The sequence below is a fragment of the uncultured Fretibacterium sp. genome (assembly GCF_963544685.1).
In the GTDB taxonomy this organism is placed as follows: Bacteria; Synergistota; Synergistia; order Synergistales; family Aminobacteriaceae; genus CAJPSE01.
The window spans coordinates 1-24,860 of record NZ_CAUUGJ010000023.1 but is presented as its reverse complement, the minus strand read 5'-3'; the positions used below and the strand labels follow the sequence as shown (position 1 = coordinate 24,860).

Annotated in this window: 23 protein-coding genes; 7 read left to right on the top strand and 16 right to left on the bottom strand. The window is 65.5% G+C overall.

Annotated features, from left to right (window positions below; translation table 11 throughout):
- Positions 1–190, top strand: a 190-nt coding sequence (locus ABLA28_RS03830; protein WP_347712587.1) for a hypothetical protein, incomplete at its 5' end; no start/stop codon positions are given.
- Positions 191–264: 74 nt separating this feature from the next.
- On the opposite strand, the gene ABLA28_RS03825 is transcribed toward ABLA28_RS03830, so the two are convergent.
- The 12 genes from ABLA28_RS03825 to ribD form a co-directional block, all read right to left on the bottom strand.
- The gene (locus tag ABLA28_RS03825) at positions 265–474 is read right to left on the bottom strand and encodes a hypothetical protein (protein WP_299301555.1); all 210 of its coding nucleotides are present in this window, start codon (positions 472–474) and stop codon (positions 265–267) included.
- Positions 464–1,837 (bottom strand): glutamate--tRNA ligase, encoded by a 1,374-nt coding sequence (gene gltX, locus ABLA28_RS03820; RefSeq protein ID WP_347712586.1) that lies wholly within the window; start codon positions 1,835–1,837, stop codon positions 464–466. Before gltX ends, ABLA28_RS03825 begins: the two co-directional genes overlap by 11 nt.
- Complete coding sequence (gene ispF / locus ABLA28_RS03815) at positions 1,834–2,997, bottom strand: 2-C-methyl-D-erythritol 2,4-cyclodiphosphate synthase (RefSeq protein ID WP_347712585.1); 1,164 nt, start codon at positions 2,995–2,997, stop codon at positions 1,834–1,836. Before ispF ends, gltX begins: the two co-directional genes overlap by 4 nt.
- Before the next feature lie 69 nt (positions 2,998–3,066).
- Positions 3,067–3,690: a recombination mediator RecR gene (recR, locus tag ABLA28_RS03810; protein WP_299301548.1), complete on the bottom strand. Its 624-nt coding sequence runs from the start codon at positions 3,688–3,690 to the stop codon at positions 3,067–3,069.
- A 10-nt stretch (positions 3,691–3,700) separates the two neighbouring features.
- Positions 3,701–4,012, bottom strand: coding sequence for a YbaB/EbfC family nucleoid-associated protein (locus ABLA28_RS03805; protein ID WP_299075692.1), 312 nt, complete (start codon positions 4,010–4,012; stop codon positions 3,701–3,703).
- A 50-nt stretch (positions 4,013–4,062) separates the two neighbouring features.
- Positions 4,063–4,524 carry a 23S rRNA (pseudouridine(1915)-N(3))-methyltransferase RlmH gene (locus ABLA28_RS03800; protein ID WP_347712584.1) on the bottom strand — a complete coding sequence of 154 codons (462 nt, stop codon included), beginning with the start codon at positions 4,522–4,524 and terminating at the stop codon, positions 4,063–4,065.
- Between the two features lie 43 nt (positions 4,525–4,567).
- The gene (locus ABLA28_RS03795; RefSeq protein ID WP_347712583.1) at positions 4,568–6,298 is read right to left on the bottom strand and encodes a WecB/TagA/CpsF family glycosyltransferase; all 1,731 of its coding nucleotides are present in this window, start codon (positions 6,296–6,298) and stop codon (positions 4,568–4,570) included.
- Positions 6,299–6,309: 11 nt separating this feature from the next.
- Complete coding sequence (gene serS / locus ABLA28_RS03790) at positions 6,310–7,587, bottom strand: serine--tRNA ligase (protein WP_347712582.1); 1,278 nt, start codon at positions 7,585–7,587, stop codon at positions 6,310–6,312.
- The gene (gene ribE, locus ABLA28_RS03785; RefSeq protein ID WP_299075629.1) at positions 7,580–8,080 is read right to left on the bottom strand and encodes a 6,7-dimethyl-8-ribityllumazine synthase; all 501 of its coding nucleotides are present in this window, start codon (positions 8,078–8,080) and stop codon (positions 7,580–7,582) included. The genes serS and ribE overlap by 8 nt, the downstream gene beginning before the upstream one ends.
- Before the next feature lie 97 nt (positions 8,081–8,177).
- Positions 8,178–9,422: a bifunctional 3,4-dihydroxy-2-butanone-4-phosphate synthase/GTP cyclohydrolase II gene (locus ABLA28_RS03780; protein WP_347712581.1), complete on the bottom strand. Its 1,245-nt coding sequence runs from the start codon at positions 9,420–9,422 to the stop codon at positions 8,178–8,180.
- Positions 9,412–10,050 (bottom strand): riboflavin synthase, encoded by a 639-nt coding sequence (locus ABLA28_RS03775; RefSeq protein ID WP_347712580.1) that lies wholly within the window; start codon positions 10,048–10,050, stop codon positions 9,412–9,414. The genes ABLA28_RS03780 and ABLA28_RS03775 overlap by 11 nt, the downstream gene beginning before the upstream one ends.
- Positions 10,032–11,153, bottom strand: a complete 1,122-nt coding sequence (gene ribD, locus ABLA28_RS03770; RefSeq protein WP_347712579.1) for a bifunctional diaminohydroxyphosphoribosylaminopyrimidine deaminase/5-amino-6-(5-phosphoribosylamino)uracil reductase RibD — start codon at positions 11,151–11,153, stop codon at positions 10,032–10,034. Before ribD ends, ABLA28_RS03775 begins: the two co-directional genes overlap by 19 nt.
- Before the next feature lie 160 nt (positions 11,154–11,313).
- Here ribD and ABLA28_RS03765 point away from each other — a divergent pair, with 160 nt between their 5' ends.
- The 4 genes from ABLA28_RS03765 (at position 11,314) to ABLA28_RS03750 (ending at position 16,356) form a co-directional block, all read left to right on the top strand.
- On the top strand, positions 11,314–11,820 hold the full coding sequence (locus ABLA28_RS03765; protein WP_299299671.1) for a hypothetical protein: 507 nt from the start codon (positions 11,314–11,316) through the stop codon (positions 11,818–11,820).
- Between the two features lie 65 nt (positions 11,821–11,885).
- Complete coding sequence (locus tag ABLA28_RS03760) at positions 11,886–14,147, top strand: FAD-dependent oxidoreductase (protein ID WP_347712578.1); 2,262 nt, start codon at positions 11,886–11,888, stop codon at positions 14,145–14,147.
- 179 nt (positions 14,148–14,326) lie between these two features.
- Positions 14,327–15,598: a putative DNA modification/repair radical SAM protein gene (locus ABLA28_RS03755; RefSeq protein ID WP_347712577.1), complete on the top strand. Its 1,272-nt coding sequence runs from the start codon at positions 14,327–14,329 to the stop codon at positions 15,596–15,598.
- Positions 15,598–16,356, top strand: a complete 759-nt coding sequence (locus ABLA28_RS03750; protein ID WP_347712576.1) for a TIGR03915 family putative DNA repair protein — start codon at positions 15,598–15,600, stop codon at positions 16,354–16,356. The genes ABLA28_RS03755 and ABLA28_RS03750 overlap by 1 nt, the downstream gene beginning before the upstream one ends.
- A 79-nt stretch (positions 16,357–16,435) precedes the next feature.
- On the opposite strand, the gene ABLA28_RS03745 is transcribed toward ABLA28_RS03750, so the two are convergent.
- The 4 genes from ABLA28_RS03745 to ABLA28_RS03730 all read right to left on the bottom strand — a co-directional run bounded on the left by ABLA28_RS03745 (position 16,436) and on the right by ABLA28_RS03730 (position 20,754).
- Positions 16,436–16,885, bottom strand: coding sequence for a hypothetical protein (locus tag ABLA28_RS03745; protein WP_314717990.1), 450 nt, complete (start codon positions 16,883–16,885; stop codon positions 16,436–16,438).
- A gap of 245 nt (positions 16,886–17,130) precedes the next feature.
- The gene (gene groL, locus ABLA28_RS03740) at positions 17,131–18,768 is read right to left on the bottom strand and encodes a chaperonin GroEL (protein WP_299299677.1); all 1,638 of its coding nucleotides are present in this window, start codon (positions 18,766–18,768) and stop codon (positions 17,131–17,133) included.
- A gap of 33 nt (positions 18,769–18,801) precedes the next feature.
- A complete protein-coding gene (groES, locus tag ABLA28_RS03735; protein ID WP_299077598.1) occupies positions 18,802–19,092 on the bottom strand; it encodes a co-chaperone GroES in 291 nt (96 codons plus the stop codon).
- 225 nt (positions 19,093–19,317) lie between these two features.
- Positions 19,318–20,754 carry a sodium:alanine symporter family protein gene (locus tag ABLA28_RS03730; RefSeq protein WP_347712575.1) on the bottom strand — a complete coding sequence of 479 codons (1,437 nt, stop codon included), beginning with the start codon at positions 20,752–20,754 and terminating at the stop codon, positions 19,318–19,320.
- Between the two features lie 346 nt (positions 20,755–21,100).
- On the opposite strand from ABLA28_RS03730, the gene ABLA28_RS03725 reads away from it, so the two are divergent.
- Complete coding sequence (locus tag ABLA28_RS03725; RefSeq protein ID WP_347712574.1) at positions 21,101–23,224, top strand: glutamine synthetase III; 2,124 nt, start codon at positions 21,101–21,103, stop codon at positions 23,222–23,224.
- A 142-nt stretch (positions 23,225–23,366) separates the two neighbouring features.
- A partial coding sequence (locus tag ABLA28_RS03720; RefSeq protein WP_347712573.1) for an OPT/YSL family transporter occupies positions 23,367–24,860 on the top strand: 1,494 nt, incomplete at its 3' end.

Below are 24,860 nucleotides of genomic sequence, written 5' to 3'. Positions count from 1 at the left end.
GAGGAACTACACCGACTCCGCCCCGCTGGCCGTCACACCGAGGCCCGACAGCGTCCTGCGCGTCTTCATGGCCTACCGGCCCCTGAATGTCCCGATCTCCGTTCCACAGCAGGAGCTGACGCCCTTCGTCCGAAAGGGCTTCACCCTCGTCGAGTGGGGCGGCCAGGGGCCGGACGGGACAGACCGATAAGAAAAGTTCCAGCAAGCTCCGCCCCGGTAATCCCGAGCGGGACCGGTTCCTGCATCCCTATCGGAACAGACCGGTCACAGGGACTGGTCCCGGATGAAGCTCGGCCAGGAATCCTCGATCGAAACCTCATAGGCCTCGAAGACGGTCAGGTCGGAAGCGTCGTCGACGTGCACCACGTCCTCAAAGCCTCCGAGCACCTCGGCCCCCGTCCAGTTCTCCACGTCAAAAAATCTGTTGCGCGAATAGACGACGCTCATCATGACCTCCCAGGCATCAGCCCGCAAGACGGGACACGGCCTCCTCGCGCCCCAGGGCGAGCAGGACAAGCGGCAGCGCGGCCCCCCGTTCCCGTCCCGTCAGCAGGAGCCTCAAGGGATGGAAGAACTCCTTTCCCTTCATTCCCCGTTCCCTCATGAACGCGCGCAGCAGGCCGTTCAATTCCTCCTCGGTCCAGGGCTCCAGCTTCCCCAGGGCGGATGCCAGGATCGGCATCCACTCCGTTTTCTCGCCGGTCGGCCGCTCCACGAGAAACGCCAGGGCCTGCTCCAGCTCCCCCGTAAGGGGATGCTCGTCCAGGAGGTCCCCTATCAGGACATCGAGCCGGTCCCCAAGAACCCCGAACCGGGGATCCCGCTCCGCAATCTCCTGCCGGATGCGGGCCGTCCCCCTTCGGCGCATCGCCTCCCTCTGCCAGTGCAGCAGGTGGGACTCGTCGTGCAGGGGGGAGGAGCGGGAGATACGGTCGAGAGAAAAGGCTCCGGCGAGCGACTCCAACGAGAACGGGGAGACGGAGTCCCCGGGGGACCAGCTCAGGGTCGCCAGATAGGCGACAAGCCCCTCGGGGAGGAAACCCCGCTCCCGGTACTCCCGGATGGAGGTCGACCCCGTCCGCTTGCTGAGCTTCTGCCGGTCCGCCGACAGGATCATGGGGATGTGCGCAAAGACGGGACGGGGGCAGCCCAGCCGGTCCAGGATCGCCAACTGGCGCGCCGTGTTGGGGACGTGCTCGTCCCCCCGCACCACATGCGTGATCTCCATCGCGAGGTCGTCCACGGCGGAGGCGAAGAGGTAGGTGGGCATGCCGTCGCTCCGCTCCAGGACGAAGTCCCCTATGGTCCCCGCCGGGAAGACCTGACGGCCCCGCACCGCGTCCTCGAAGACGATGGACTCGCTCCCCAGCGCGAAACGCCAGCACGGTTTTTCACCGGAGGCGATGCGGCGCTTGGCCTCTCCGGAGGATAACGCCCGGCAGCGCCCGTCGTAGCGCGGCGGCTCGCCTCGGGCCGCCTGATCCCGGCGCAGGGCGCCGAGCCGTTCGTCCGAGCAGAAGCAGGGGTAGATGGCGCCCGCCTCGCGAAGCCTGAGCATCCATTCCGCATAGAGGCCAAGGCGTTCGCTCTGCCGACAGGGGACGCCTCCGGGGCCATCCGGCCCCTCGTCCCAATCCAGCCCGAGCCAGCGAAGGTCCTCCATCAGCTTGAACTCGAACTCCCTGCGCGAGCGTTCCGCGTCCGTGTCGTCGATCCTAAGGACAAACCGGCCCTGCCCCCCCGCCGAGCGGGCGAGCAGGAAATTGAAGAGCGCCGTCCGGGCCCCTCCGATGTGGAGCTCCCCCGTGGGCGAGGGGGCGAAGCGCGTCCGGATCACTCCTCCACCCCCTCGCGGGCCAGGGTCGCGGCCGCCCAGCAGGTCATGGAGCGTCCCAGGCCGGGGTCGTCCGTCCCCTCCGCGGACTTCGCCTTGAGGTTGACGCAGTTCGGGCCGCCGGGGTTCAGCAGCGCCGAGAGCCGGGACCGCATCTCGGGCAGGTGGACGTTCAGGCGCGGGATCTGGGCCTGAATCACCGCATCCACCCAGACGACGTTCCATCGCTCCTCCCGGACCCTCTCCACGACGCGCCGCAGCAGCTCCATGCTGTCCGCGTTCCGATAGGCCCCGTCCGAGGCGGGGAACAGATTGCCGATATCCGGCAGGCCCGCCGCCCCAAGCAGGGCGTCCGAGACGGTATGGGCCAGGAGATCCGCGTCCGAGTGCCCGAGAAGCCCCAGGGGGGAGTCCTCGATGCGGACCCCTCCCAGGATCAGCGGACGCTCCGGAACCAGGCGGTGCACGTCGTACCCCAGGCCGGTACGGACCGCCCCCCCTCCACGCTCACGGGCCAGAGCCCTCGCCACGCGCAGGTCCTCCGGCCACGTAACCTTGAAATTCAAGCGCTCCCCCTCCAGACATCGAAGCTCCAGCCCCGCGGCAAGCCAGGCCTCGGCCTCGTCCTTGACGGACGCCCCGTACCTCTCCAGGACGGACGCCAGCCTTTTGCGAAAAAAGGACTGGGGCGTCTGGGTCGTGAAGAGCCCCTCGCGGTCCACAGAGCCGACGCGGCCCCCCGCGTCGATGCGCTTGACCGCCTCGGCGACCGGCAGGACGGGAACGGCCCCGAATCGCTCGTCCGTCGCCTCCATCAGTTTTTTCAGCAGGCCCCCGCTCACGAGGGGACGGGCCGCGTCATGCACCATCACGTAATCGCAAGAGCAGGCCGCAAGGCCGTTCATGACGGACTCCGGCCGCGAGGCCCCCCCCTCGGCCAGACGGAGCGGGATGGGACCGGACTCCGGCCAGGACTGAGGGGCAACCTCGTTGCGGGGAAGGACCAGGACGACCTCCGCGATCCCGTCGCGCCACAGGGACGCCGCCAGGTCCGCGCTCCAGCGCCACAGCGGCCGCCCCTCCAGGAGCCGGAACTGCTTCCTCTCCCCGCCGATGCGGCTCCCGCTTCCTCCCGCAACGATCAGAAACGAAAAACGCTTCACGGTCTCGACCTCATGATCTCCTCTTCATGCTCTCATCCTCGTGAGCCCGTCCTTACGGTTCCGTACCCGTCAGTCCCGCAGGGCCGTCGTCCGGGACTCGAGCGCCGTATGGAGCGTCATGCGGTCCGCAAACTCTATGGAGCCTCCGACCGGAAGCCCGAAGGCAAGGCGCGTGACCCTGAGCTTCCCACCCGACTTTTCCTCCGGGCCGTCGAGCCCCCGCAGGATGTCCAGAAGGGCATAGTAGGTGAGGTCGCCCTCCATGCGGGGGTTCGTCGCGATGATGACCTCCTCGGCCCTCAGGTCCCGGATATGCCTCAGAAGGAACTCCACGCTCTCCGGGCTCAGGTCCTCGTCGTCGAACGGGGAGACCCTGCCCCCCAGCACGTGATAGAGCCCGTTGTAGATGCCGGCCTGTTCGAAGGAGACGAGGTCGTCGATGTTCTCCACGACGCAGAGCGTCCTGCGGTCCCGCAGGGCGTCGCGGCATATCGGACAGGGATCCCCGTCCGATATGTTTCCGCACTCGCTGCAGGTGTGAAGGTCGTCCTTGAGAGAGGCGATGCCCGCGCCAAGCTCCCTGAGCTGCGCGGCGTCCTGTTTCAGAAGGTAGAAGACCATCCTCCGGGCGCTCTTGTTCCCCACGCCCGGAAACTTCGTGAAATGGGAGATCAGGCGGGCGATCGGGTCCAAGGAGCGCGCCCTAGAAGCCCAGCCCCAGCGAGCCCAGGGCGCCGGTGACGGCGCCCATCCGGGCGTTCGCCAGTTCCTTGCTCTTCAGCAGCCCCTCGTTGACCGCCGCAGTCACCAGGTCCTCCAGCATCTCCCGCTCCTCGGGCTTGATCACCTCGGGGTCGATGCGGATCTCCACCAGGGCGCCCTGCCCCGTAAAGACGGCCTTGACCATCCCGCCTCCGACGCTGGCCTCGACGGTCTCCTCCCCGAGCTTCTCCTGGATCTCCATCATCTGGGCCTGCATCCTCTGGGCCTGCTTCATCATGTTGTTCAGCTTCACCTGCGAAAACCTCCTGAGTTCATACGGGGACAACGCCCCCATGTTAATTTTTAATGATGATATCCCGTCCCCGCCAGGATCGAAAAGGCGCGGTACAGCTGCTCGGCGAGGAAGAGGAAACACATCTCGTGCGTAAACGTCATGCGGGAGAGGGACAGGAGGGCGTCGGCCCGGTCCCCCAGCCCGCGGCTCGTGCCCCAGGGGCCGCCGACGATCATCACCACGCGTCCCGCCGTCGCCTCCATCCTCTCGGAGAGAAAGGAGGCCAGCTCCCGGCTGGACCGTTCCGTCCCGTCCTCCCGGAGCAACACGACGCAGTCCCGAGGCCGGATGCGCTTCAAGAGCTCCTGCCCCTCGCGCTCGACCGCCTCCACCGGCCGGGCGGCGGCGACGTCGGGCACCCGCTCCACGCCGACGAGCCCCGCGGGCCGAATCCGCGCCAGATACTCGTCCGCCAGGGAGGCCAGCCTTTTCTCCCTGAGCCTGCCGACGGCCAGGACGACGATCTTCATTTTTACGTCTTGACGTCGCGCTTGCGCCGCGCCGAACCTGCGCTCAGCGAGGCGCCCCTCTCCCGTACAGCCCCAGGCGCGTCGCCAGGACGCGGAGGACGAAGGACGCCAGCCTCAGGTCCCGACTCCAGCGGCCCGGCTCCTGACAGAGCCGGTAGAACCATTCCATCCCGATCCTCTGCACCAGGGCCGGAGCCCGGGAGAGGCGGCCGGCAAACACGTCGAAGGCGCCCCCCACCCCTACCGCCAGGAGGCCGCCCAGTCGTTTTTTATGAAGCGCAACCCACTTCTCCTGCCGGGGGAGGCCCATCGCAACCAGGAGGATGCGCGCGCCGCTCGACGCGACGGCGTCGGCCACGGCCGCGTCCTCGACGTCGAAGTACCCGTCCCGCGCGCCCGCGACGATCAGCCCGGGACAGCGCACCGAGAGGGCCTCCGCGCAGGCCGCGGCCGTGTCCCCCCTGGCGCCCAGAAAGTATACGGGCCACTCCTCGACCGCCGCGACGCGGCAGAGCTGCTCGGCAAAATCGATCCCCGTCACCCGTTCCTGCAGGGACATGCCCAGAAAGCGCATTCCCCAGAGGAGCCCGACCCCATCCGCCAGGACCATGGAGGCATCGCCAAGGGCCGCCCGGTAGTCGGGGTCCCGCACGGCCTCCTCCATCCCCAGGGCGTTGACGGTCGCGACGAGCCGGGCCTCCTCCCCGGGGCTCAGGATCAGCCCCCGCGCCCGGGACACCGCGTAATTCATGGAGACGTTGTCGATCCGAACACCCCAGAGCGACGGCTTCTCCCCATTCATCGGCGACCGGGACCGGCGGCGCAGCAGGAGGGGCAGCACCACCCCCAGGGAACAGAGCCCGGCGGCCAGCCACCAACCCCAGGCCCGGTAGGTCGTCGGAGACTGGAGGAGCGCCGCGGCGATGCTCACGAGCGCACAGAGCCCCGCGACGAACCGAACGGCGTCGGGGTGCTCGAGGCCCCGGGCGATCATGCGGCGGTAAAGCCGTTCCGTCCCGTAGGGATGCTCCGTGAAGAACATGCTGGCCCAGTGCAGCGAGACCTCCGCCAGGGGAATCGCGAAGAGCCCCAGGGAGAGAAAGAGCATGGAGCTGAAGACGATGCCCTTGCTGCCGCCCAGCACCGCCGTCCCGGCCGCGAGGACGCTCCACATCGCGGACATGGCATGCCCCGCCTGCCTGTAGGCATTGCCGAACCGGCTCCAGAAGGCGCCGAGCAGGGCCATCCCCGAAAAGGCCATGAAGAACGCATCGGCCGCGGGTCGCCCCATCAGCAGCACCGCCATGAGCATGAGCGAGAACGTGACGGCGAGGATATGGCCCAGCAGCCCCGGAATCTCGTCCAGATGACGAAACAACAGGGGAAACAGGGTGAACCAGAGGGTTGTGGCGACCAGCGAGGCCAGGGGCGTCAAGTAGACATACTCCCCATCCGCGAACCTCAGGAAGGCGATCGAGGGACCGGCGAGCGCGCAGAAGAGGCCGATCAGAAGGTAGCCCAGGCGCCAGCGCCGGTCGGAGTACAGATCCTCGCCAAGGCCTGCGATCCCGGCCAGAAAGGCGCCTCCCACCACGATACGGGCGTTGACGTCGCCAAACCACAGCGCCATGAGCATCCAGCACCCCGCCAGCAGAAGGTCGCGGAAATAGCCGTACTGGCGGGGCTCCAGCATCCGCTTCGCGCAATACTGGACCCCGACGCAGAGCAGCGCCGCGGCGCCGCACCCCGCCACCATCGCCGCATAGCCGGCCACCGAGACGCCCCCTAGTTCCTTCGGAGCTCGGCCACGCCGCCCATATAGGGGACGAGCGCCTCCGGGATCCTGATGCTTCCGTCCTGAGCCTGGCCGTTCTCCAGAACGGCTATCAACGCCCGTCCAATCGCCACACCGGATCCGTTGAGGGTGTGGACGAAGCGGGGCCGCCCCCCGCCGGCCGGCCGGTAGCGCGTATCCATGCGGCGGGCCTGGAAGTCCTCGCAATTGCTGCAGGAGCTGATCTCACGGTACTTGCCCTGAGAGGGAAGCCACACCTCGAGGTCGTAGGTCTTGGCCGCCCCGAACCCGATGTCGCCGGAGCAGAGCGCCACGACGCGGTAGGGCAGTTCCAGAAGCTGCAGCACCCTCTCCGCATTCGCCGTCAGTTTCTCCAGCTCCTCGTAGCTCGTCTCCGGTGTGCAGAGCTTGACCATCTCCACCTTGTCGAACTGATGCTGGCGCAGCATCCCCCGGACGTCGCGCCCCGCCGAGCCGGCCTCCCGGCGGAAACATGGGGTATAGGCCGTGTAATATTTCGGAAGGTCGGACTCCTCCAGGATCGTCCCCCGGTGCAGATTCGTCAGGGGCACCTCCGCGGTCGGGATCATCCAGAGGTCCTCCCCCTCTATCCGATAGAGGTCCTCCGCGAACTTCGGAAGCTGTCCCGTCCCCTCCAGGATCTCGGAGCGCACCATGAAGGGCGGCTCCATCTCCATGTAGCCGTGCCGGGTGGTGTGCAGGCCCAGCATGAAGGAGATCAGCGCCCGCTCCATCCGGGCCCCCATGCCCCTCAGGAGGGTAAACCGGCTCTGGGCGAGCATGACGCCCTTCTCGAAGTCCATGATCCCCAGATCCTCGGCCAGCTCCCAATGGGGCTTGGGCTCGAAGCCGAAGTCCTTCGGCGCGCCCCAGGAGCGCACCACGGGATTGTCGTTCTCGTCCGCGCCCACGGGCGTGCTCTCGTGCAGGCGGTTGGGCAGGGTCATCAGGATGCGTTTCAGCTCGTCCTCGACCTCCGCGAGGGCGGAATCCCGCTCCCGGATGCCGTCCCCCATGAGGCGTATCTCCTCCATGAGGGCGGACGCGTCCGTCCCCGACCGCTTCGCCTCCCCGACCTTACGGGACCCCTCGTTCCTCCGGGCCTTCAGTTCCTCGGTCTCGGCGATCAGCCTGCGGCGCCTTCCGTCCAGCGACTCCAGGACGCCGAGGTCGAAATCGTGCCGTCGGTTCCTCAAACAGCGTTCCGCCTCCTCGCGGTTCGCGAGGATCCAGCGCAGGTCAAGCATCGCGCAGCTCCCCCTTCGCCCCCCCGGAAAGGCGGATATTCCTCAGCAGGTTGGCCATCTCGATGGCGGTGTGCGCGCTGTCCGCCCCCTTGTTGCCCGCCTTGCTGCCCGCGCGGAGCAGGGCCTGCTCCAGGGTATCGCAGGTCAGGACGCCGAAGACCACCGGAACCCGGTGCTCCAGCCCCACCTGCGCCAGCCCCTTCGACATCTCGGCGGAGACGTAGTCGAAGTGCGGCGTGTCGCCCCGTATGACCGCCCCCAGGGCGATGATCGCGTCGTACTTGCCGCTCAGGGCCAGCTCCTTGGCCGCCAGGGGCAGCTCCCAGGCCCCCGGAACCCTGAAGACCTCCACGGCCTGATGGGACACGTCGTGGCGCAGAAGCGCGTCCTTGGCCCCCTCCAGCAGCTTTTCGGAGATCAGGTCGTTGAATCGGGAGACCACGATCGCCACGGAAAGCCCCGTTCCCAGCAATTTTCCCTCTATCGTCCGCATCGCAGATAAGCCTCCTTAAACGACTCGATAAACAACCCCATTCAGGGGCTCCGCCCCCGCCAAGGGAGCAGGCTCCCCTGCAAGTAAAAAGCTACGTTCAGATCCCGTGCAGCACGTGCCCCATCCGCAGCTCCTTGGTCCGCATATACCTCTCGTTGTACTCGTTCGGCTCGATCACCAGAGGGACCCGGTCCACGATCTCGAGCCCGTATCCCCCGAGGCCGATCACCTTCTTGGGGTTGTTCGTCAGCAGCCGAATCCTCCTCAGCCCGAGGTCCATGAGAATCTGCGCCCCCGTGCCGTAGTCCCGGAGGTCCGGGGGGAAGCCCAGCGCCACATTGGCGTCGACCGTATCCATCCCCTCGTCCTGCAGCCGGTAGGCCCTCAGCTTGTTGAGCAGGCCGATGCCGCGCCCCTCCTGCCGCATGTAGAGCAGAACGCCCGCGCCCTCCTTCTCGATCATGGAGAGGGCCGCATGGAGCTGAGGGCCGCAGTCGCAGCGCAGGGAACCGAAGATATCCCCGGTGAAGCACTCGCTGTGCACCCGAACCAGGACGGGGTTCGGCCCCGAGATGTCCCCCTTGACCAAGGCGACGTGGGTATGCGCGTCGTCGTCCTGCAATTTGCTGCGGTAGGCGTGGACGCAGAAGAGGCCGAAGTCCGTCGGGAGATTGACCTCGACCCGCTTTTCGACCAGCTTCTCCCGGGCGCAACGCCAGGCGATGAGGTCCTTCACCGCGACGAACTTCAGCCCATGCCGTTTCGCGAACGCGATCAGGTCCGGAAGCCGCGCCATGGTCCCGTCGTCGTTCATCACCCCGCAGCAGAGCCCGGCGGCGGGCAGCCCGGCCAGTCGCACGAGGTCGACCGTGGCCTCGGTATGGCCGGCGCGCACCAGGACGCCGCCCTCGCGGGCCTCCAGGGGGAAGAGGTGCCCGGGGCGCAGGAAATCCTCGGGACGGGCTTCGAGATCGGACAGGAGGCGGGCCGTAAGGGCACGCTCCTCCGCCGAGATCCCCGTCGTCGTCCCCTCACGGGCGTCCACCGTGACCAGGAACGCGGTGGACTTCCTGCCCGTGCTGTGCGCGGTCAGGGGGTCGAGACGCAGCCTTCGGGCGATCTCCCCCGACACGGGGGCGCAGATCAGGCCCCGTGCATACCGGGCCATGAAGTTGACGTTATCCGCCGTCGCGTGCGCCGCGGCCACGATAAGGTCGCCCTCGTTCTCCCGGTTCTCGTCGTCCGCGACGAGGACCATACGCCCCTGGCGGATGTCCTCGATCGCCTCCTCGACCGTGTTGAAGACCGATCCCGCTTCCCAATTCCGCACTTCAGTATCCAAGGTCTCTCAGCTCCTCCATCGACAGACGCATTCCGGAGCCTCGAGATCCCAGAAGGCGTTCCACGTACTTGCCCAAAATGTCGGTCTCCAGGTTCACGACGGTCCCCACCGCCATCCGCCCCAGGGTACAGGACTCGAGCGTCGTCGGGATGAGACCGACGGAGAAATCCGAGGCGGAGACGCCGATGACGGTCAGGCTGACGCCGTCTATCGCAACCGACCCCTTGGGGACGATCCCCCTCAGCAGCGGCGGCTCGGCGCCGAAACAGGCCACCCGGGTCCGCCCGGTCCCCGAGAGGCGCTTCAGGACGGAGGTCCCGTCGACATGCCCCAGGACCAGGTGCCCGTCCAGCCGATCCCCCAGGGCCATGGCCCGCTCCAGGTTGACGAGGGTCCCCGGCCTCAGGTCGGCGAACCACGTGCGCTCCGCGGTCTCCGGCATCATCTCCACGTCGAAGACGTCCCCGTGCAGGGCCACGACGGAAAGGCATGCGCCGCTCACCGCCACGGACTGCCCCAGCACCAGCTCGGACGCCAGGGCGGGGCACTCGATGGACAGCAAAGAGACCTCCTCCGCCCTGCGAAAGGCGCGCACCGCGCCGACCGCCTCTACAAGCCCGGTGAACATGAAAAAAGCGCCTCCGTCAGAAAATCGGGCCCCACCCGGCGCACCGTCGCGTCCCGCAAAAGGAGGGACTCGGACATGGCGCCCAAACGCAGGCCCGTCCCGATTCCCGGCCCCTCCCCCATGATGCGGCACGAGGTGAAGAGGGCCAGGCTGTCCGCAAGCCCAAGCTCCATAAACGCCGTCAGGACCCCTGCGCCCCCCTCGACCATGAGGCTCAGGCCCCCCTCTTCGGCCAGGGACGACAGCACCGACTCGAGGTCCACCCTCCCGCCGCGCTCGGGCACCCTGCGGACCCGCGCCCCTGCGGCCGTCAGTGCGTCCGCCCTGGCGGGGTCCTCACAGCAGGTGAAGATCAGACAGCCTCCCGACCCCGTCACCACCTTTGCGGAGACGGGGGTCGAGAGACGGGAATCCACCACGACCCGAAGGGGGCTTTCCCCCTCCGCGTCGCGTACGGTCAGCTCGGGGTCGTCCTGCAGCACCGTCCCCACCCCCACCATGACGGCATCGTGAGAGGCGCGCATCCGATGCGCCCACTGACGGGACTCGGGAGCCGTTATCCACCGGCTCTCGCCATGGGGAAGCGCCATGCGGCCGTCAAGCCCCGCCGCGGCCTTGAGCGTCACCCATGGGCGTCCCAGGGTCTGCACCCGGATAAAACCGCGGTTCAGCCAACGGCACTCGGACTCGAGGCACGGCCCGTCGACCTCGACGCCCCCCTCGCGCAGGATCTCCAACCCTCCGCGATTCACCCTGGGGTTGGGGTCCGCCATGCCCGCCACGACGCGTGCGACCCCCTCCTCGACGAGGCGAGGCGCACAGGGCGGCGTCCTGCCGAAATGGCTGCAGGGCTCCAAATTGACGTAGACTACGGCGCCGCGGGCCGTCCCGCCCCGGCGGGCGAGATCCCCGAGCGCCGCGACCTCCGCGTGCTCCGAGCCGCAGCGGGCATGATACCCCTCCCCGATCACCTGGCCGTCGCGGACGATCACGCAGCCCACCATCGGGTTGGGCGAGGCGGCTCCCTGTCCGCGGGAGGCCAGGGATAGCGCACGGCTCATATAATATTCGTCTATTTTACGAACGGACACGATTTTGTCCATCTCCCCGCTCCATGATCCTACAATATTTATTATACCGCGGAGGGAGGTCCATGAGGAAATTTTTCCGGGGATGGTGTATGATCTATTTTTGTCGTGTCCCGCATTTTATCATCGGCATTGTCGATATCAATCGGCGTTCGAAAGGACGGAGTGAGCCTCCATGAACCGGAACGACTCGGGACGGAACCATACCGCCCCCCCCCTGCGGCGAATCGTTTTTCTCTTTGTCTGTCTCCTGCTTCTGCCGGGCCGCGCCCCCGCCCTAGCCGCCAGCGCGGCCGAGGACCTTCTGCAGCTGGCCGGGAAGCTGTCTCCCGGCATGACCGCGAAGGACGCCGAAGCCCTTCTGGGGCCTCCGGCGGAGACGACCCCCGTCGGAGGTGGAGACGACCTTCTCCGCAGCTCCTGGCTGCACGGGGAGATGGGCATCGAAATTTATCTGGTGAAGGACGCGGCCTACAGGATCGATCTCTCCCGCCGCTTCGAGCGCAACATCGACCTGCTGCGCGCGATGGACGAGCTGATGCGGCAGGGACAGAAGAAGTACGGGTCCATGCCCCGTTTCGATACGGGCAGGAACGAATACTACTGGATAGCCAAGGGACATCGTTTCTCCTTCTCCCGGTACGCAGCCGGCACGATACGCGTGTGCCTCAGCGGCGAATAGCGGATAGAGCAATAACAAGCGGAAAAATGCTCCGTTTTCCACCTTTCATGGCAGGAGGTTTTCTTTTGAGTTCCCTGAGCGTCTCGAGAGCAGTGAAGCGTCGTACGGCGGGAGTCTTTTCGACATTCCTCTTTTTGGCGTTGTTGGCGGGCTTCGCGTCCCTCGATGGCGCTGCGGAGGCCAAAAGCGTTCAGCACATCGGCAGGCGGGATTACGACGTGGTCGTCGCGGGAGGGGGCTTCGGAGGCATCGCGGCCGCCATCCAGGCCGCGCGGCTCGGGGCCAGCGTCCTCGTCGTGGAACCGAGCGATTGGATCGGCGGGCAGGCGACGGCCGCGGGGGTCTCGACGATGGACGACCTGAGCCGTCTTCGCAGCGGACTCTACCTTGAACTTCTGTCCAAGGTCCAGGGTTATTACGAGCCCATGGGCAAGTCCACGGGCACGTGCTACTGGGATGCACGCAGCGTCGCCTTCGAGCCTCACATCGGGCAGCGCATGCTCTACGAGCTGGTCGACGACGCCCGTGCCGGGGGCAGGAACACCCTGGACATCCTCCTCTCCTCGGAGGTCGCCGCGGTATCCATGGAGAAGAATACGGTCCGGGGAGTGACGGTGAGGAACGCCGGAGGCACACGGAAAGTCGCCTGCCGCGTCCTCATCGACGCGACGGAATACGGCGATGTCCTGCCCCTGGCTCATGCCGAGTACCGCGCCGGCAACTCCATCTCCCCCTTCGTCGACCCCAACGCCATGATTCAGGACATCACGTGGGTCGCCATCATCCAGAAATACCCCGAGGGCATTCCGGACCATCTGCGCGTGCTCACGCCCCTGCCCGGGTACGAGCTGGCGCGGCGCAATTACGAGAGCTACGTCACACCGGACGGCATGGACTTCAAGGGCGTCTACCCCGTGACGCTCCCCGTCAACGTCGTCAGCCACAACGCCTACCGCGGCCTTCCCGACTCCTCCAACTACTGGGGGTACGACGCGAACCGCGAGAACTGGCCCCATATATCGAAGTGCGGCGTCAACTGGGGCAACGACTACCCGGGAAAGTACGGCTGGGAGGGGAAGCGCGGACTGCCCACGGGCTACCTCGAAAACCCGGACCTTCGCAGCAGGGTGGAGCGGGACGCCCTGATCAAGACCCTCCACTACATCTATTACATGCAAAACGAGCTGGGGGAGAACTGGTCCGTCGCCGACGACGAATACCACCATCCCGTCCTGCCCCGGGCCGCCGAGGGGCTCCCGGACGAATGGCTGGAGATCGTGCGGCGGATGCCGGCCATCCCCTACGTCCGGGAATCGCGGCGTATCGTCGGGAACTACACCCTGACCTCCTCGGAGCTGCTGCAGAACTCCCTGAGCTATCGCGACGGTCAGACCAGCCACGAATTCCCCGACGCCATCGCGATCGGAGGCTATATCCTGGACCTGCACGGCGCGGACACCGACTCGGATATGGAGTGGAAGTTCGACGAGAAGGCGGCCTCCACCCAGATCAACCGACCCCGGGGGCCGTTTCAGGTTCCCCTGCGCACGCTCATCCCCCGGGACACCGACGGGCTTCTGGCGGCCGAGAAGAACCTCTCCATGACGCGCCTCGCCGCCGGGGCCCTGCGCCTTCAGCCCATCTGCATGATGACCGGCCAGGCCGCGGGGGCGCTTGCGGCCCTCTCCGTACGCGAGGGCGTCCGGCCCCGCGACCTGCCCGCCGTTCGGGTCCAGCGCGCCCTGCTGGAGGCAGGGGTCGTCCTGTCGCTCTGCAAGTACTCGGACGTCCCCCCCGAACACCCCCGCTACAACGCCGCGCAGATCGCCAGCGTCCACGGCCTGATCACCCCGATAGAACCGCCTCACGCTCCGTCCTACGACATCAGCGACCTCGACGATCCCGTCCTGTCCATGGCCATCATCAAGGGGCACGACAAGGGGACCTTCGGCATCGACGAGATCCTCACATGGGCCGAGACAGTCTCCATGATGGAAAAGGCCCGCAAGGCGTCCGGGACATCGCTCGGACTCCTCCCCGAGCTCGGGGACAAAACCGACGCCTTCGTGAACCGGGGAAGGTTCGCCAAGGCCCTCTGCGACACCTTCGGCTTCTCCGATCCCGAGGCCTTCCCCAGAGCCAAGGGCAAGGGTTCGTTCTTCGCCTCCTCCAAACACCCCAACGCTCCGGCCGTGGAAGCCCTGTCGCCGCTCGGCATCCTGGACCTCTACAAATCGGAGCGGGAGTTCCATTTCGGCCGGCCCGTGACCCGAGGCGAGGCCGCGGAGATGATCATGAAGGCCATGACGTCGGCCAAGCTGCCCTGAACGCGCATCCCTGTTCCAAGTTGTTTGTCATGCGGGGGCTCCATGCCGGGGCCCTCGCTTTTTTATTCGGGGCATCGGAGCCCCGTTTTTCATACGCGGCCCCGGTCTGCTATAATAACGACGCATTAAGTTGCGACGAATGTGGTAGATCATCTATCGGCACGACGGAGGGGACCGCGATGGGGCATGACCTGCAGAGCCGACTGAGCATCCTGACAGAGGGAGCGAAATACGACGTCTCCTGCGCATCCAGCGGGTCGAACCGCGGCGGAAGAAGGGGCAGGCTGGGCCATGCCTGCCCTGCGGGCGTCTGCCACACGTGGTCCGACGACGGGCGCTGCGTCTCCCTGCTGAAGCTGCTGCTCACCAACGACTGCATTTACGACTGCGCCTACTGCATCAACCGCCGCAGCAACGACGTGCCGCGCGCCTCCTTCACGCCGCGGGAGGTCGCGGAGATCACGGCCGCCTTCTACAGGCGCAACTACATCGAGGGACTCTTCCTCAGTTCCGCGGTGCGGCGCAGCCCCGACGACACCATGCTCGATCTCGTCCGAACGGTCGCGCTGCTGCGGCGCGAGTTCGGCTTCGGCGGCTACGTCCACGCCAAGGTCATCCCCGGGGCCTCCCACGAGCTGGTCGATGTCCTGGGGCGCTTGGCCGACCGCGTGAGCGTCAACGTCGAGCTTCCCACGGAGCGCAGCCTGGGGCTTTGGGCGCCCCAGAAGAGCGCCGGGTCCATCTTTACCCCCATGAAGTACATCAGCGGAAGAATCGAGGAGCGAACCTCGGAACGCCGTCCGGCGAAAAAGGCTCCTTCCTTCGCCCCGGCCGGTCAGAGCACCCAGATGATCGTCGGGGCCACGCCCGAGCCCGACCTGACCCTTCTGCGCCTTTCGGAGGGGCTTTACGGCCGCATGGGGCTGAAACGCGTCTATTACTCCGCCTACGTCCCCGTCAACGACAACCCCACCCTGCCGGCCCTGAACGCCGCGCCCCCCCTGCTGCGCGAACATCGTCTCTATCAGGCGGACTGGCTCCTGCGTTTCTATGGATTCCGCGCGGACGAGATCGTGGACGAGGCCCACCCGAACCTCGAGGAACGGCTGGACCCCAAGAGCGCCTGGGCCCTGCGCCACATGGATCTCTTTCCCGTGGACCCCAACCGGGCGGAGTACGAGACGCTCCTGCGGGTACCCGGCATCGGGGTGACCTCCGCCAGGCGCATCCTGACGGCCCGGCGCGCGAGGCGGCTCGACCGGGACAACCTCAGGCGCCTGGGCGTCACGATGAAACGGGCCCAGCACTTCCTGCGGTTCGAAGAGAGGTCGGCCGCGCCAGGATACGTCTCGTCCTTGGAGGGGCTGCGGGCGATCCTGGAGGGAAGGCGTTTCTCCCCCCAGCTCCGGCTGCCGTTCCCGGAAACCCTCCCCACGCCGCAGGAGGGATGATGATCTACGTCTACGACGGCACCTGGAACGGGATGATGACGCTCGTGCACAGGACGGCCCGGGACGGCGCCCTTCCCGACGACATTTTGCGTTTTTCCCCGAACGGGGCGAGCGGCGTGCTGCTGGACAGCACGGAGGTGAGGAGCGACCCCTCCCTGGCGGAGGCGACCGCCGCGGTGCTGGAGGAGCGCCTGGGCCGACGATGGATGTCCGAAGCCTCTCTCGCCCTGATGTCGGAGGAGAAGGGAATAGACCTCGCGGTGTGGCGCTGCCTCTCTCGGCTCTGGAAGGAGGGGGCCAGGGCCGCAGCGGACCTGGCGGCCCCATGCATGGGGGCCGTCCTCCATGCTGCAAGACGCTCGTTCCGGGAGCTTCACCGCTGGATGGGGCTCATCCGTTTTCGGGATGTGGGCGGGGTCTATTACGCCCCCTTTGCCCCGGACTGCGACGTGCTGCCCCTCCTCGCCGGACACTTCCGCAGCAGGCTGCCTGCCCGCTGGGTGCTCCACGACACCGGCAGGGGGCGGGCAGCCCTGCACGAGGCGGGACGCTGGTTTCTGACGGACGCGGCACTCCCGGCCCATCTGAGAATCACCCGCGAGGAGGAGGTCTGCCAGGCGCTTTGGCAGGAGTTTTTCCGCAGCACCGCCGTGAGGGAAAGGATATCCGCAAAGCGCCAGTCGAACTTCCTGCCCCGAAAGACCTGGGCGTACCTCATCGAAAAACCGGGAGCGGCGTCCTGGGGCCGGTCCGGCTGACAACCCCATCTCCCCGATGCGAATACCAGGAGAGGGGCCGCGAGCCCCTCTCCTCTTGTTCCCCCATCCCCGGAAAGAATCAGATCTTCACGTCGATGATCGCGGTGACCCCCACGCCCTGAACGCGACGAAAACGCTCGACCGGATTGAGGGAATCGATGGGCACGAGGATCTTGGCCCTCACGCCTTTGAAATCGACCTCCAGCTGTGCGACGGCCTGAGTATTGTTCACCGCAGTCCGGGAGTGCCCCCCGACCTGGGCCGCACCGATATGCGTGCCGCTTCCGAACGAGACGATGGGCACCACTTTCGTATGTCCCTGGAACTTGGCCCCCTTGTTGAGGGTCACCGTGTTGATGAAGTCGTTGATGGGGCCGGCTATGGCCGTCACCACCGCTCCGCCTCCGACGATGAGCGCACCCTTCTTCAGGATGTCGCCGATATCGATGGCCGAGGCGGGCAGGGAAGAGCAGAGGACCGTCAGCGCGGACAGTCCTGCAACGACAGCGCGAGCGAAAGAACGTTTCATGTCCTACACCTGCTTTGCGAGACGTTTTCGAGCCCCCGCAGCAAAAAGCGCGGGGCCTCGGGTTCTCCTCTATCTTAACATGCCCCGTGCCGCCGGCCGCTCGCAAGCCTGTACGAGAATGTTCTACGTAATTCGGACGAACGGCCTTTCAGGACCTCCGCCGGTCCCAGGCCTTTTGCCCGCCCGTAAAGAGAGCCCTGCGCCGGGGGCGCAGGGCTCTCTTGCCTTCACGTATCGCGGGAGGTCTAGTACATGTCTCCCATTCCGCCCATGCCGCCGGGCATGCCTCCCGGCATGGGCTCCTTCTTCTCGGGCTTGTCGGCGACGATACCCTCGGTCGTCAGGACCATCGCGGCGATGGAGCCCGCGTTCTGAAGCGCGGAGCGGGTGACCTTCACGGGGTCGATGATGCCGACGGAGATCATGTCGGTGTACTCGCCCGTCGCGGCGTCGAGCCCCTGTCCGGCCTTAAGGGTGCGAACCTTCTCGACCACCACGTCGCCCTGGTATCCGGCGTTCTCGGCGATCAGGAAGAGGGGCGCCTTGAGGGCGTTGAGGACGATCTGAGCGCCCGTCCGGACGTCGCCCTTCAGTTTCTCGACGAAGGGCTCGAGGGCAACGGAGCAGTTCAGCGCGGCAACGCCGCCGCCGGCCACGATTCCCTCCTCGACGGCTGCGCGAGTCGCGTTGAGGGCGTCCTCGATGCGGTGCTTCAGTTCCTTCTGCTCGGTCTCCGTAGCGGAGCCGACCTGGATGACGGCCACGCCGCCCACCAGCTTGGCCAGGCGCTCCTGCAGCTTCTCCTTGTCGTAGTCGGAGGTGGAGTCCTCGATCTCCTTCTTGATCTGCGCGGCGCGCTTACGGATCTCCTCGGAGTTTCCGGCGCCTTGCGTGATGGTGGTGTCCTCCTTGGTGATGCGGACCTTCTTGGCCTTGCCCAGCATGGAGAGCTCGGTGTTCTCGAACTTCAGGCCGACCTCCTCGCTGATGACCTGACCGCCGGTGACGATGGCGATATCGGCCAGCATGGCCTTGCGGCGATCGCCGAAGCCGGGCGCCTTCACCGCGGCGACCTGCATGACGCCGCGCAGCTTGTTGACGACCAGCGTGGCCAGGGCCTCGCCCTCGACGTCCTCGGCGATGATGAGCAGCGGCTTGCCGGTCTGGACGACCTTCTCGAGGACGGGAAGCAGGTCCTTGATGTTGCTGATCTTGCCGTCGTGAATCAGGATGTAGGCGTCGTCGAAGCCGGTCTCCATACGCTCGCTGTCGGTGACCATGTAGGGGCTGATGTAGCCCTTGTCGAACTGAAGGCCCTCCACCATCTCGAGGGTGGTGCCGACGGTCTGGCTGTCCTCGATGGTGATGACGCCGTCCTCGCCCACCTTGCTCATGGCCTCGGAGATCAGCGCGCCCACGGCGCTGTCGTTGGCGGAAATGGCCGCGACCTGGGCGATCTTCTCCTTCTCCTTGACGGGGATGGACTTCTTCTTCAGCTCGTCGACCACGAAGTCGATGGCCTTCTCGATCCCCTGACGCATCTGCATGCCGTTGGCTCCGGCGGCGACGTTCTTCATCCCCTCGCGGATGATGGCGCGGGAGAAGATCGTGGCGGTCGTGGTGCCGTCGCCCGCGATGTCGTTGGTCTTGGACGCCACTTCCTTGAGAAGCTGGGCGCCCGCGTTCTCAAACGGGTCCTCGAGCTCGATCTCCTTGGCGATGGTCACGCCGTCGTTGGTGATGGTGGGAGAGCCGAACTTCTTCTCCAGCACCACGTTGCGCCCCTTGGGGCCAAGCGTCACACCGACCGTATCCGCAACTTTATCGATGCCGCGAAGCATTGCACGGCGGGCATCCTCGCCGAAAGAAAGAATCTTAGCCATAATAGGTGTCCCTCCTGTCAGAAACTTATGGTGCTACTTCTCGACGATAGCCAGAACGTCGCGCTCGCTGAAGATGACGTACTCGTCGCCGTCGATCTTCACCTCCGTGCCCGCGTACTTGCTGAAGATGATGCGATCCCCCACCTTCACCTCGACGGGCAGCTTCTGACCGTTGTCCAGGACCTTGCCGGAACCGACGGCCATGACCTCGCCCTCCGTCGGCTTCTCCTTGGCCGTATCGGGAAGGACGATGCCTCCCTTGGTCTTCTCCTCGCGAGAGAGCACCTTAACGACAATCCTGTCTCCAAGCGGCTTGAGATTCATTAAAAATCCCCTCCTGATTTATGCCAGCACTCAAGCTATCGGAGTGCTAATTGTTATGCGAAAATATTAGCCCTTCGCCTTGCGATCGGCAATAGGGTAAATTACGTATCGCTGAACTTTATGACAGAGGCCCAATATCCCAAGTAAAAAGCTCCCCGCTTTCGGAGGGACAGGGGAACGGCCTGTCCGCCCGGCAGCGGGGAGCCTGAAGATCCGATGGCTCGGTTACAGCAGACGATTGCGGTCGAAGGGTTTGCCCTCGTTGTACTCCCTCAGGAGCTGGGCGACCTTTCCGCTCAGGAGCAGCAGGGCGATGAGGTTCGGAATGACCATGATCCCGTTGAAGAAGTCCGTGAGCTCCCAGACCAGATCGATCTTCAGGCAGCTGCCCGTCAGGATGCACAGCACGACGATAAGCTGATAGGGAAGCAGTCCTTTGGCGCCGAAGAGGTAACGGATGTTCGTCTCCCCGAAGTAATACCAGCCGATGATCGTGGAGAAGGCGAAGAACAGCAGGCAGATGGCGATGAAGGTATAGCCGAACTCCCCCATGAAGTGCGCTTTGAAGGCCTCCTGGACGAGGGCGATCCCCTTCTTGATGGGCTCGCCCTTCTCGTTGAAGTTCGTATCGAGGATCCCGGAGGACATGACGGTGAAGATCGTGATGTTCAGGACGACGAAGGTATCGATGAAGACGGCGATGACGCCGAGCACGCCCTGTTCCACGGGGTGATTGACCTTCGCCACCGCGTGGGCGTGGGGCGTCGAGCCCATGCCGGCCTCGTTGGAGAAGAGGCCGCGGGCGATGCCGTAGCGGGCCGCCGTGGCCACCGCGACGCCGGCCGCCCCGCCCCAGACCGCCTTGGCGGAGAAGGCGCAGGAGAAGATCTGCACGAACACCGTCGGGATATGGGAGGCGTTCATGACGATGAGGGCCAGCCCTGCAGCCATATAAAGGATAGCCATGACGGGAACGAGCTTCTCCGTGACGGCCGCGATGCGCTTCACGCCACCCATGAAGATGGCGCCGGCAATGACGGCGAGGCCGATGCCGACGACGACCTGGTCGATGTCGAAGGCGTTCTTGAAGGCGTCGCTGATGGAGTTGGCCTGGACCATGTTGCCCATGAATCCGAGGGCCAGGATGATGGCGACGGCGAAGAAGCCCGCGAGGAACTTCGCGACGGGCCCGTTGCCGAGCCCGCGGGAGATGTAGTAGGCCGGGCCGCCGACCACCTGCCCCGTCTCGTCCTCCTCCTTATAGAGCTGCGCCAGGCAGGCCTCGCCGAAGTTGGTGGCCATGCCGAAGAAGGCGGCGACCCACATCCAGAAGATGGCCCCGGGGCCGCCGGTGACGAGGGCGGTCATGGCCCCCACCAGGTTTCCCGTTCCGACCTGCGCGGCGATGGCCGTCGTCAGGGCCTGGAACGAGCTCATTCCCGACTTGCCCGCAGCCTCCCCGAAGAGCGAGAAGCTGCCGAAGAGCCTGCGGCAGGCCATCCCAAACTTCGAGACCTGGACGAACCCCAGCCGAAGGGTGAAGAATATCCCCGTCCCGCAGAGGAGGGGGATCAGGAATTTCGTGCCCCAGAGAAAGCTGTTTGCCTGAGTGGTCCATTTCAGGAGTTCCTCGAAAAAGGGTAGTGCCAAAATACTTTCCATGAAATACCTGCTCCTTCCTGAACATATATAGAAGATGGAGGCGGCCCGGCAGGGCCGAGGGGTCAACACTCCGATTGTATAGAGAAAGAAGGCATCTGTCCACCAAAATCTGCAAATTATATTTTCACCCTTCAGATTGAGGGCTCAAACTCTACGGGGGATACGGCGCATGGCCCCGCCCCTCCGATGAGACGAGGGCGACCGAGGAACCATCCAATGGAAATATTTCCGCATAAGGACACGCAGTCACGCGCTTAAAATGGATTCGACGACAGGCTATAATATCATTATGTCGAGAACAAGCAGCTTTTCACCGTGTTTTTATGTTTGATATCTGGAGATGATGATGTTGCGGGATAAATATCCGACGGTGCGGGAGATCTTCGGGAGCATGGTCTTCGACCGCAGGGCCATGAAGGAGAAGCTGAACCAGGACGTCTACGAGCGGCTTGTCGCCGCGATGGAGGGCCGACAAAAGCTGGACGCGGGTCTTGCGGACACCGTGGCGATGGCGATGCGGGACTGGGCCGTCGCGCACGGGGCGACGCACTGGGCGCATTGGTTCCATCCTCAGACCGAGATGACGGCCGAGAAACATCAGGCATTCACCGTGCCCGGCCCCGACGGCACCCCCATCGACGTGTTCCGGGGAAGCGACCTGATCCAGGGCGAGCCGGACGCCTCCTCCTTCCCCTCGGCGGGGAAGCGATCCACCTTCGAGGCTCGGGGCTACAACGCATGGGACATCAGCAGCCCCGCGTTCATCGTGAAGAGCGCCAAAGGGGGTACGCTCTGCATCCCCTCGGTGTTCCTGTCCTGCGACGGGACCCCGCTCGACCTGAAGACCCCCCTGCTCAGAGCCCTGGACGCCCTCGAGGGACGTGCGCTCAAGCTCCTGAAGCTGTTCGGACGCAGGGGGATCCGCAGCGTCCGCATGACGGTCGGCGCGGAACAGGAGTTCTTCCTCCTGGACCGTCCACGCGCCCAGGGGCGTCCGGACATCCGGTTCTGCGGCCGCACGCTGATCGGCGCACAGCCCGCGAAGGACCAGAAGCTGGACCACCATTACCTCGGCGCCATACCGCCCCGCATCCTGAGCTACATGGAGGACGTGGAGCGCGACCTCGCGCGGCTCGGCATCTCCATCGCCACGCGGCACAACGAGGTGGCGCGCTGCCAGTTCGAGTTCGCCCCGCTCTTCTCCGATGCGAACACGGCCTGCGACCAGAACCAGATCCTCATGGAGACGATGCGGAAACTGGCCCGACGGCACGACCTGCGCCTGCTCTTCCACGAGAAGCCCTTCCAGGGGATGAATGGAAGCGGGAAGCACGTCAACGTATCCCTGATGGACAGCGAGGGCAACAACCTCCTGAAGCCGTCCCACAGCCATCGGCGCAACGTCGTGTTCCTGACCTTCCTGGCCGCCGTCGTGCTGGGGGTCTCGAAGTACCACAGCCTGCTCCAGGCCTCCACGGCCACGGCGGGCAACCTGTTCCGCCTCGGGGGCCACGAGGCCCCCCCTTCCATCACCAGCGTATATCTGGGGTCCGCCCTGACCGAGCTCCTGTCCCGGCTCGACCAGGCGGACGTCTCCCTTCCGGACAGGGGGCCGATGGACCTCGGCCTCGCGAAGCTCCCCTCGATCATCCCCTACGACAGCGACCGGAACCGGACGGCGCCCGTGGCCTTCACCGGCGACAAGTTCGAGTTCCGGGCCCCCGGCGCATCGCAGTCCATCGCCCTCCCCGTGACGATGTTCGCGTCGCTCTGGGCATGGGGGGTGCAGCAGATGACCGATATGATCGAGGAACGCAGCTCGGGGGGCAAGGACCCCATGGACGTGGCGCTGGACGCGGTGAAGGAGGCCGTCCGGCGCGGAGGCGACGTCCTGTTCGAGGGGGACGCCTACTCCCGGGAGTGGCACGAGGAGGCCAGAAAACGGGGTTTGATCCAGGCCGGGGACATGCCGGGGAAGATCGACCTCCTCCTGCTCCCGGAGAACAAAAAGATGCTCGAAGAACTGGGCGTATTCCACGAACACGAGCTGGAGGCCCTGCACGACATCCGCATGGAGGCCTTCGTCAGAAGCCTGGAGATAGAGGTGGCGATACTCTACGACATGCTGTGGGAGGGGATCCTGCCTGCCCTGTCGAAGCAGCTGATCCTGGAGAAAAACTCCCTCTCCGCCCTCGACGGCATGGAGTTCCCCGAGGGCGAGCCGTGGCGGGAATACATCCTCGGCCTGGGGCGGACCAGGGCGGCCCTGATCGAGGACACCCACAGGCTGAACGAGCTCCGCGGACGCATGGCGGAGCTCCCCGTCAGGGAGAGGGCGGACTTCCTCGTCGGGACGGCCATCCCCCTGATGGACTCCATCCGAAAGCGCTGCGACGCCGCCGAGGTGAACATAGCCGCCGACATCTGGCCCTATCCCATATCGCGCAACCTGCTGTCGCTGTCGGTGTAGTCCTCGTCCCCGCCAAGGCGTTCGGGAGATGCGGATGTCGTATACTTTTTCCTCGGCACTGCTCCTTTGCCCGATCGTCGAAGGAACAGGAGTTCGTGGAAAATAAGAGTTTATAGAGTTCATGGAAAGGGGGCAAATCGATATGACTCAGGACGATCTCTCTTGCGAGGAAGAGTCGGGGACGGCAAAACACGAAGTGCCCTTCGGGGAGCAGCTCACGCTGCGCAGCCTTCTGATAGGGGCACTGGGTTCCGTCGTCATCACGACCAGCTCCGTGTACGTCGCGCTGCGGATGGGTGCGTTGCCCTGGCCCACCATCTTTGTCGCCGTACTGTCCATGGCCCTGCTCAAGGGGATGGGAAGGACCAACGTCAACGAGATCAATGTGACGCACACGGCGATGTCCGCCGGGGGAATGGTAGCGGGCGGACTGGCCTTCACCCTGCCGGGCCTCCACATGCTGAACCCCGAGGCGCCCATGCACTTTCCGGCGCTGCTGGCGGTTACCCTGAGCGGGACCCTATTGGGAGTCATCTTCACGGCCTTGGTCCGCGGTTATTTCATCGAACGGGAACAGCTCCCCTTCCCGATGGGCATCGCTGCCTCCGAGACCATTCTAGCGGGGGATGAAAAGGGGAGCAAGGCCCGCACGCTCTTCGGTACCCTTGGGGCTGCGGCGATCTTCACCCTGCTGAGGGACGCACTGGGGAAGATCCCGACAATATGGGTCTCCGCACCGCTGGCTGCCAAGGGCATGCCCTTCGGGGTCTGGGTAGCCCCCATGGCGGTGGGGATAGGCTATCTTATCGGCCCGCTCTACACCGGGATATGGTTTCTGGGGTCCCTGATCGGGTTCGTCGGGCTTATCTACGCCGGTGTGTCGCTGGGCGTCTTCCCCAATGCCGCCGTCGCATCCGCCTTCAAGGACAGCCTCGGCATCGGATTGATGGTGGGGACGGGGGCCGGTATCCTGTTGAAGGGTATCCTGCCCCGAGTGTGGGAGATCTATGGCCCCCTACCGAGCGGGCACACTCCACAGGATCGCATGATTGGCCCGCGCCTTGCATTCTCGATCCCGGCACTTCTGGCCTTTGTTTTGACATACGCCGTGGATATGAGCCTCGTGAGCAGCGTTCTGACTATCCTTGGCGTCTGGGCCACGACTGCAATGGCTGCACAAATCACGGGTCAGACAGCCATCAACCCGATGGAGATCTTCGGCATCATCGTCCTGCTTCCGGTCAGGGCGATCGCCTCTCTCGGAACGGGGTTGGGCATGGAGCAGGCTTTCTGCGTCGCGGGTATCGTTGCAGTGGCCTGCGGACTGACGGGGGACGTGCTCAACGACTTCAAGTCCGGCCATATCCTCGGGACGAATCCCCGGGCACAGCTGGCAGCCGAGGCGGTCGGAGGGGTGGTTGGCGCCATCGTCTCCACCCTGATCTTAGTCGTGATGCACAAGGCTTTCGGTAAGATGGGGCCCGGGACCGAGCTTCCCGCCCCTCAGGCCTACGCGGTCTCTACCATGGTCGGCGGGCTTCCGAATACTGCGGCCTTTCTGCTGGGGCTGGCCTTGGGGGCGGTCCTCTACGTCCTGAACGTGCCGGCCATGACCCTGGGGATAGGCGTATACCTT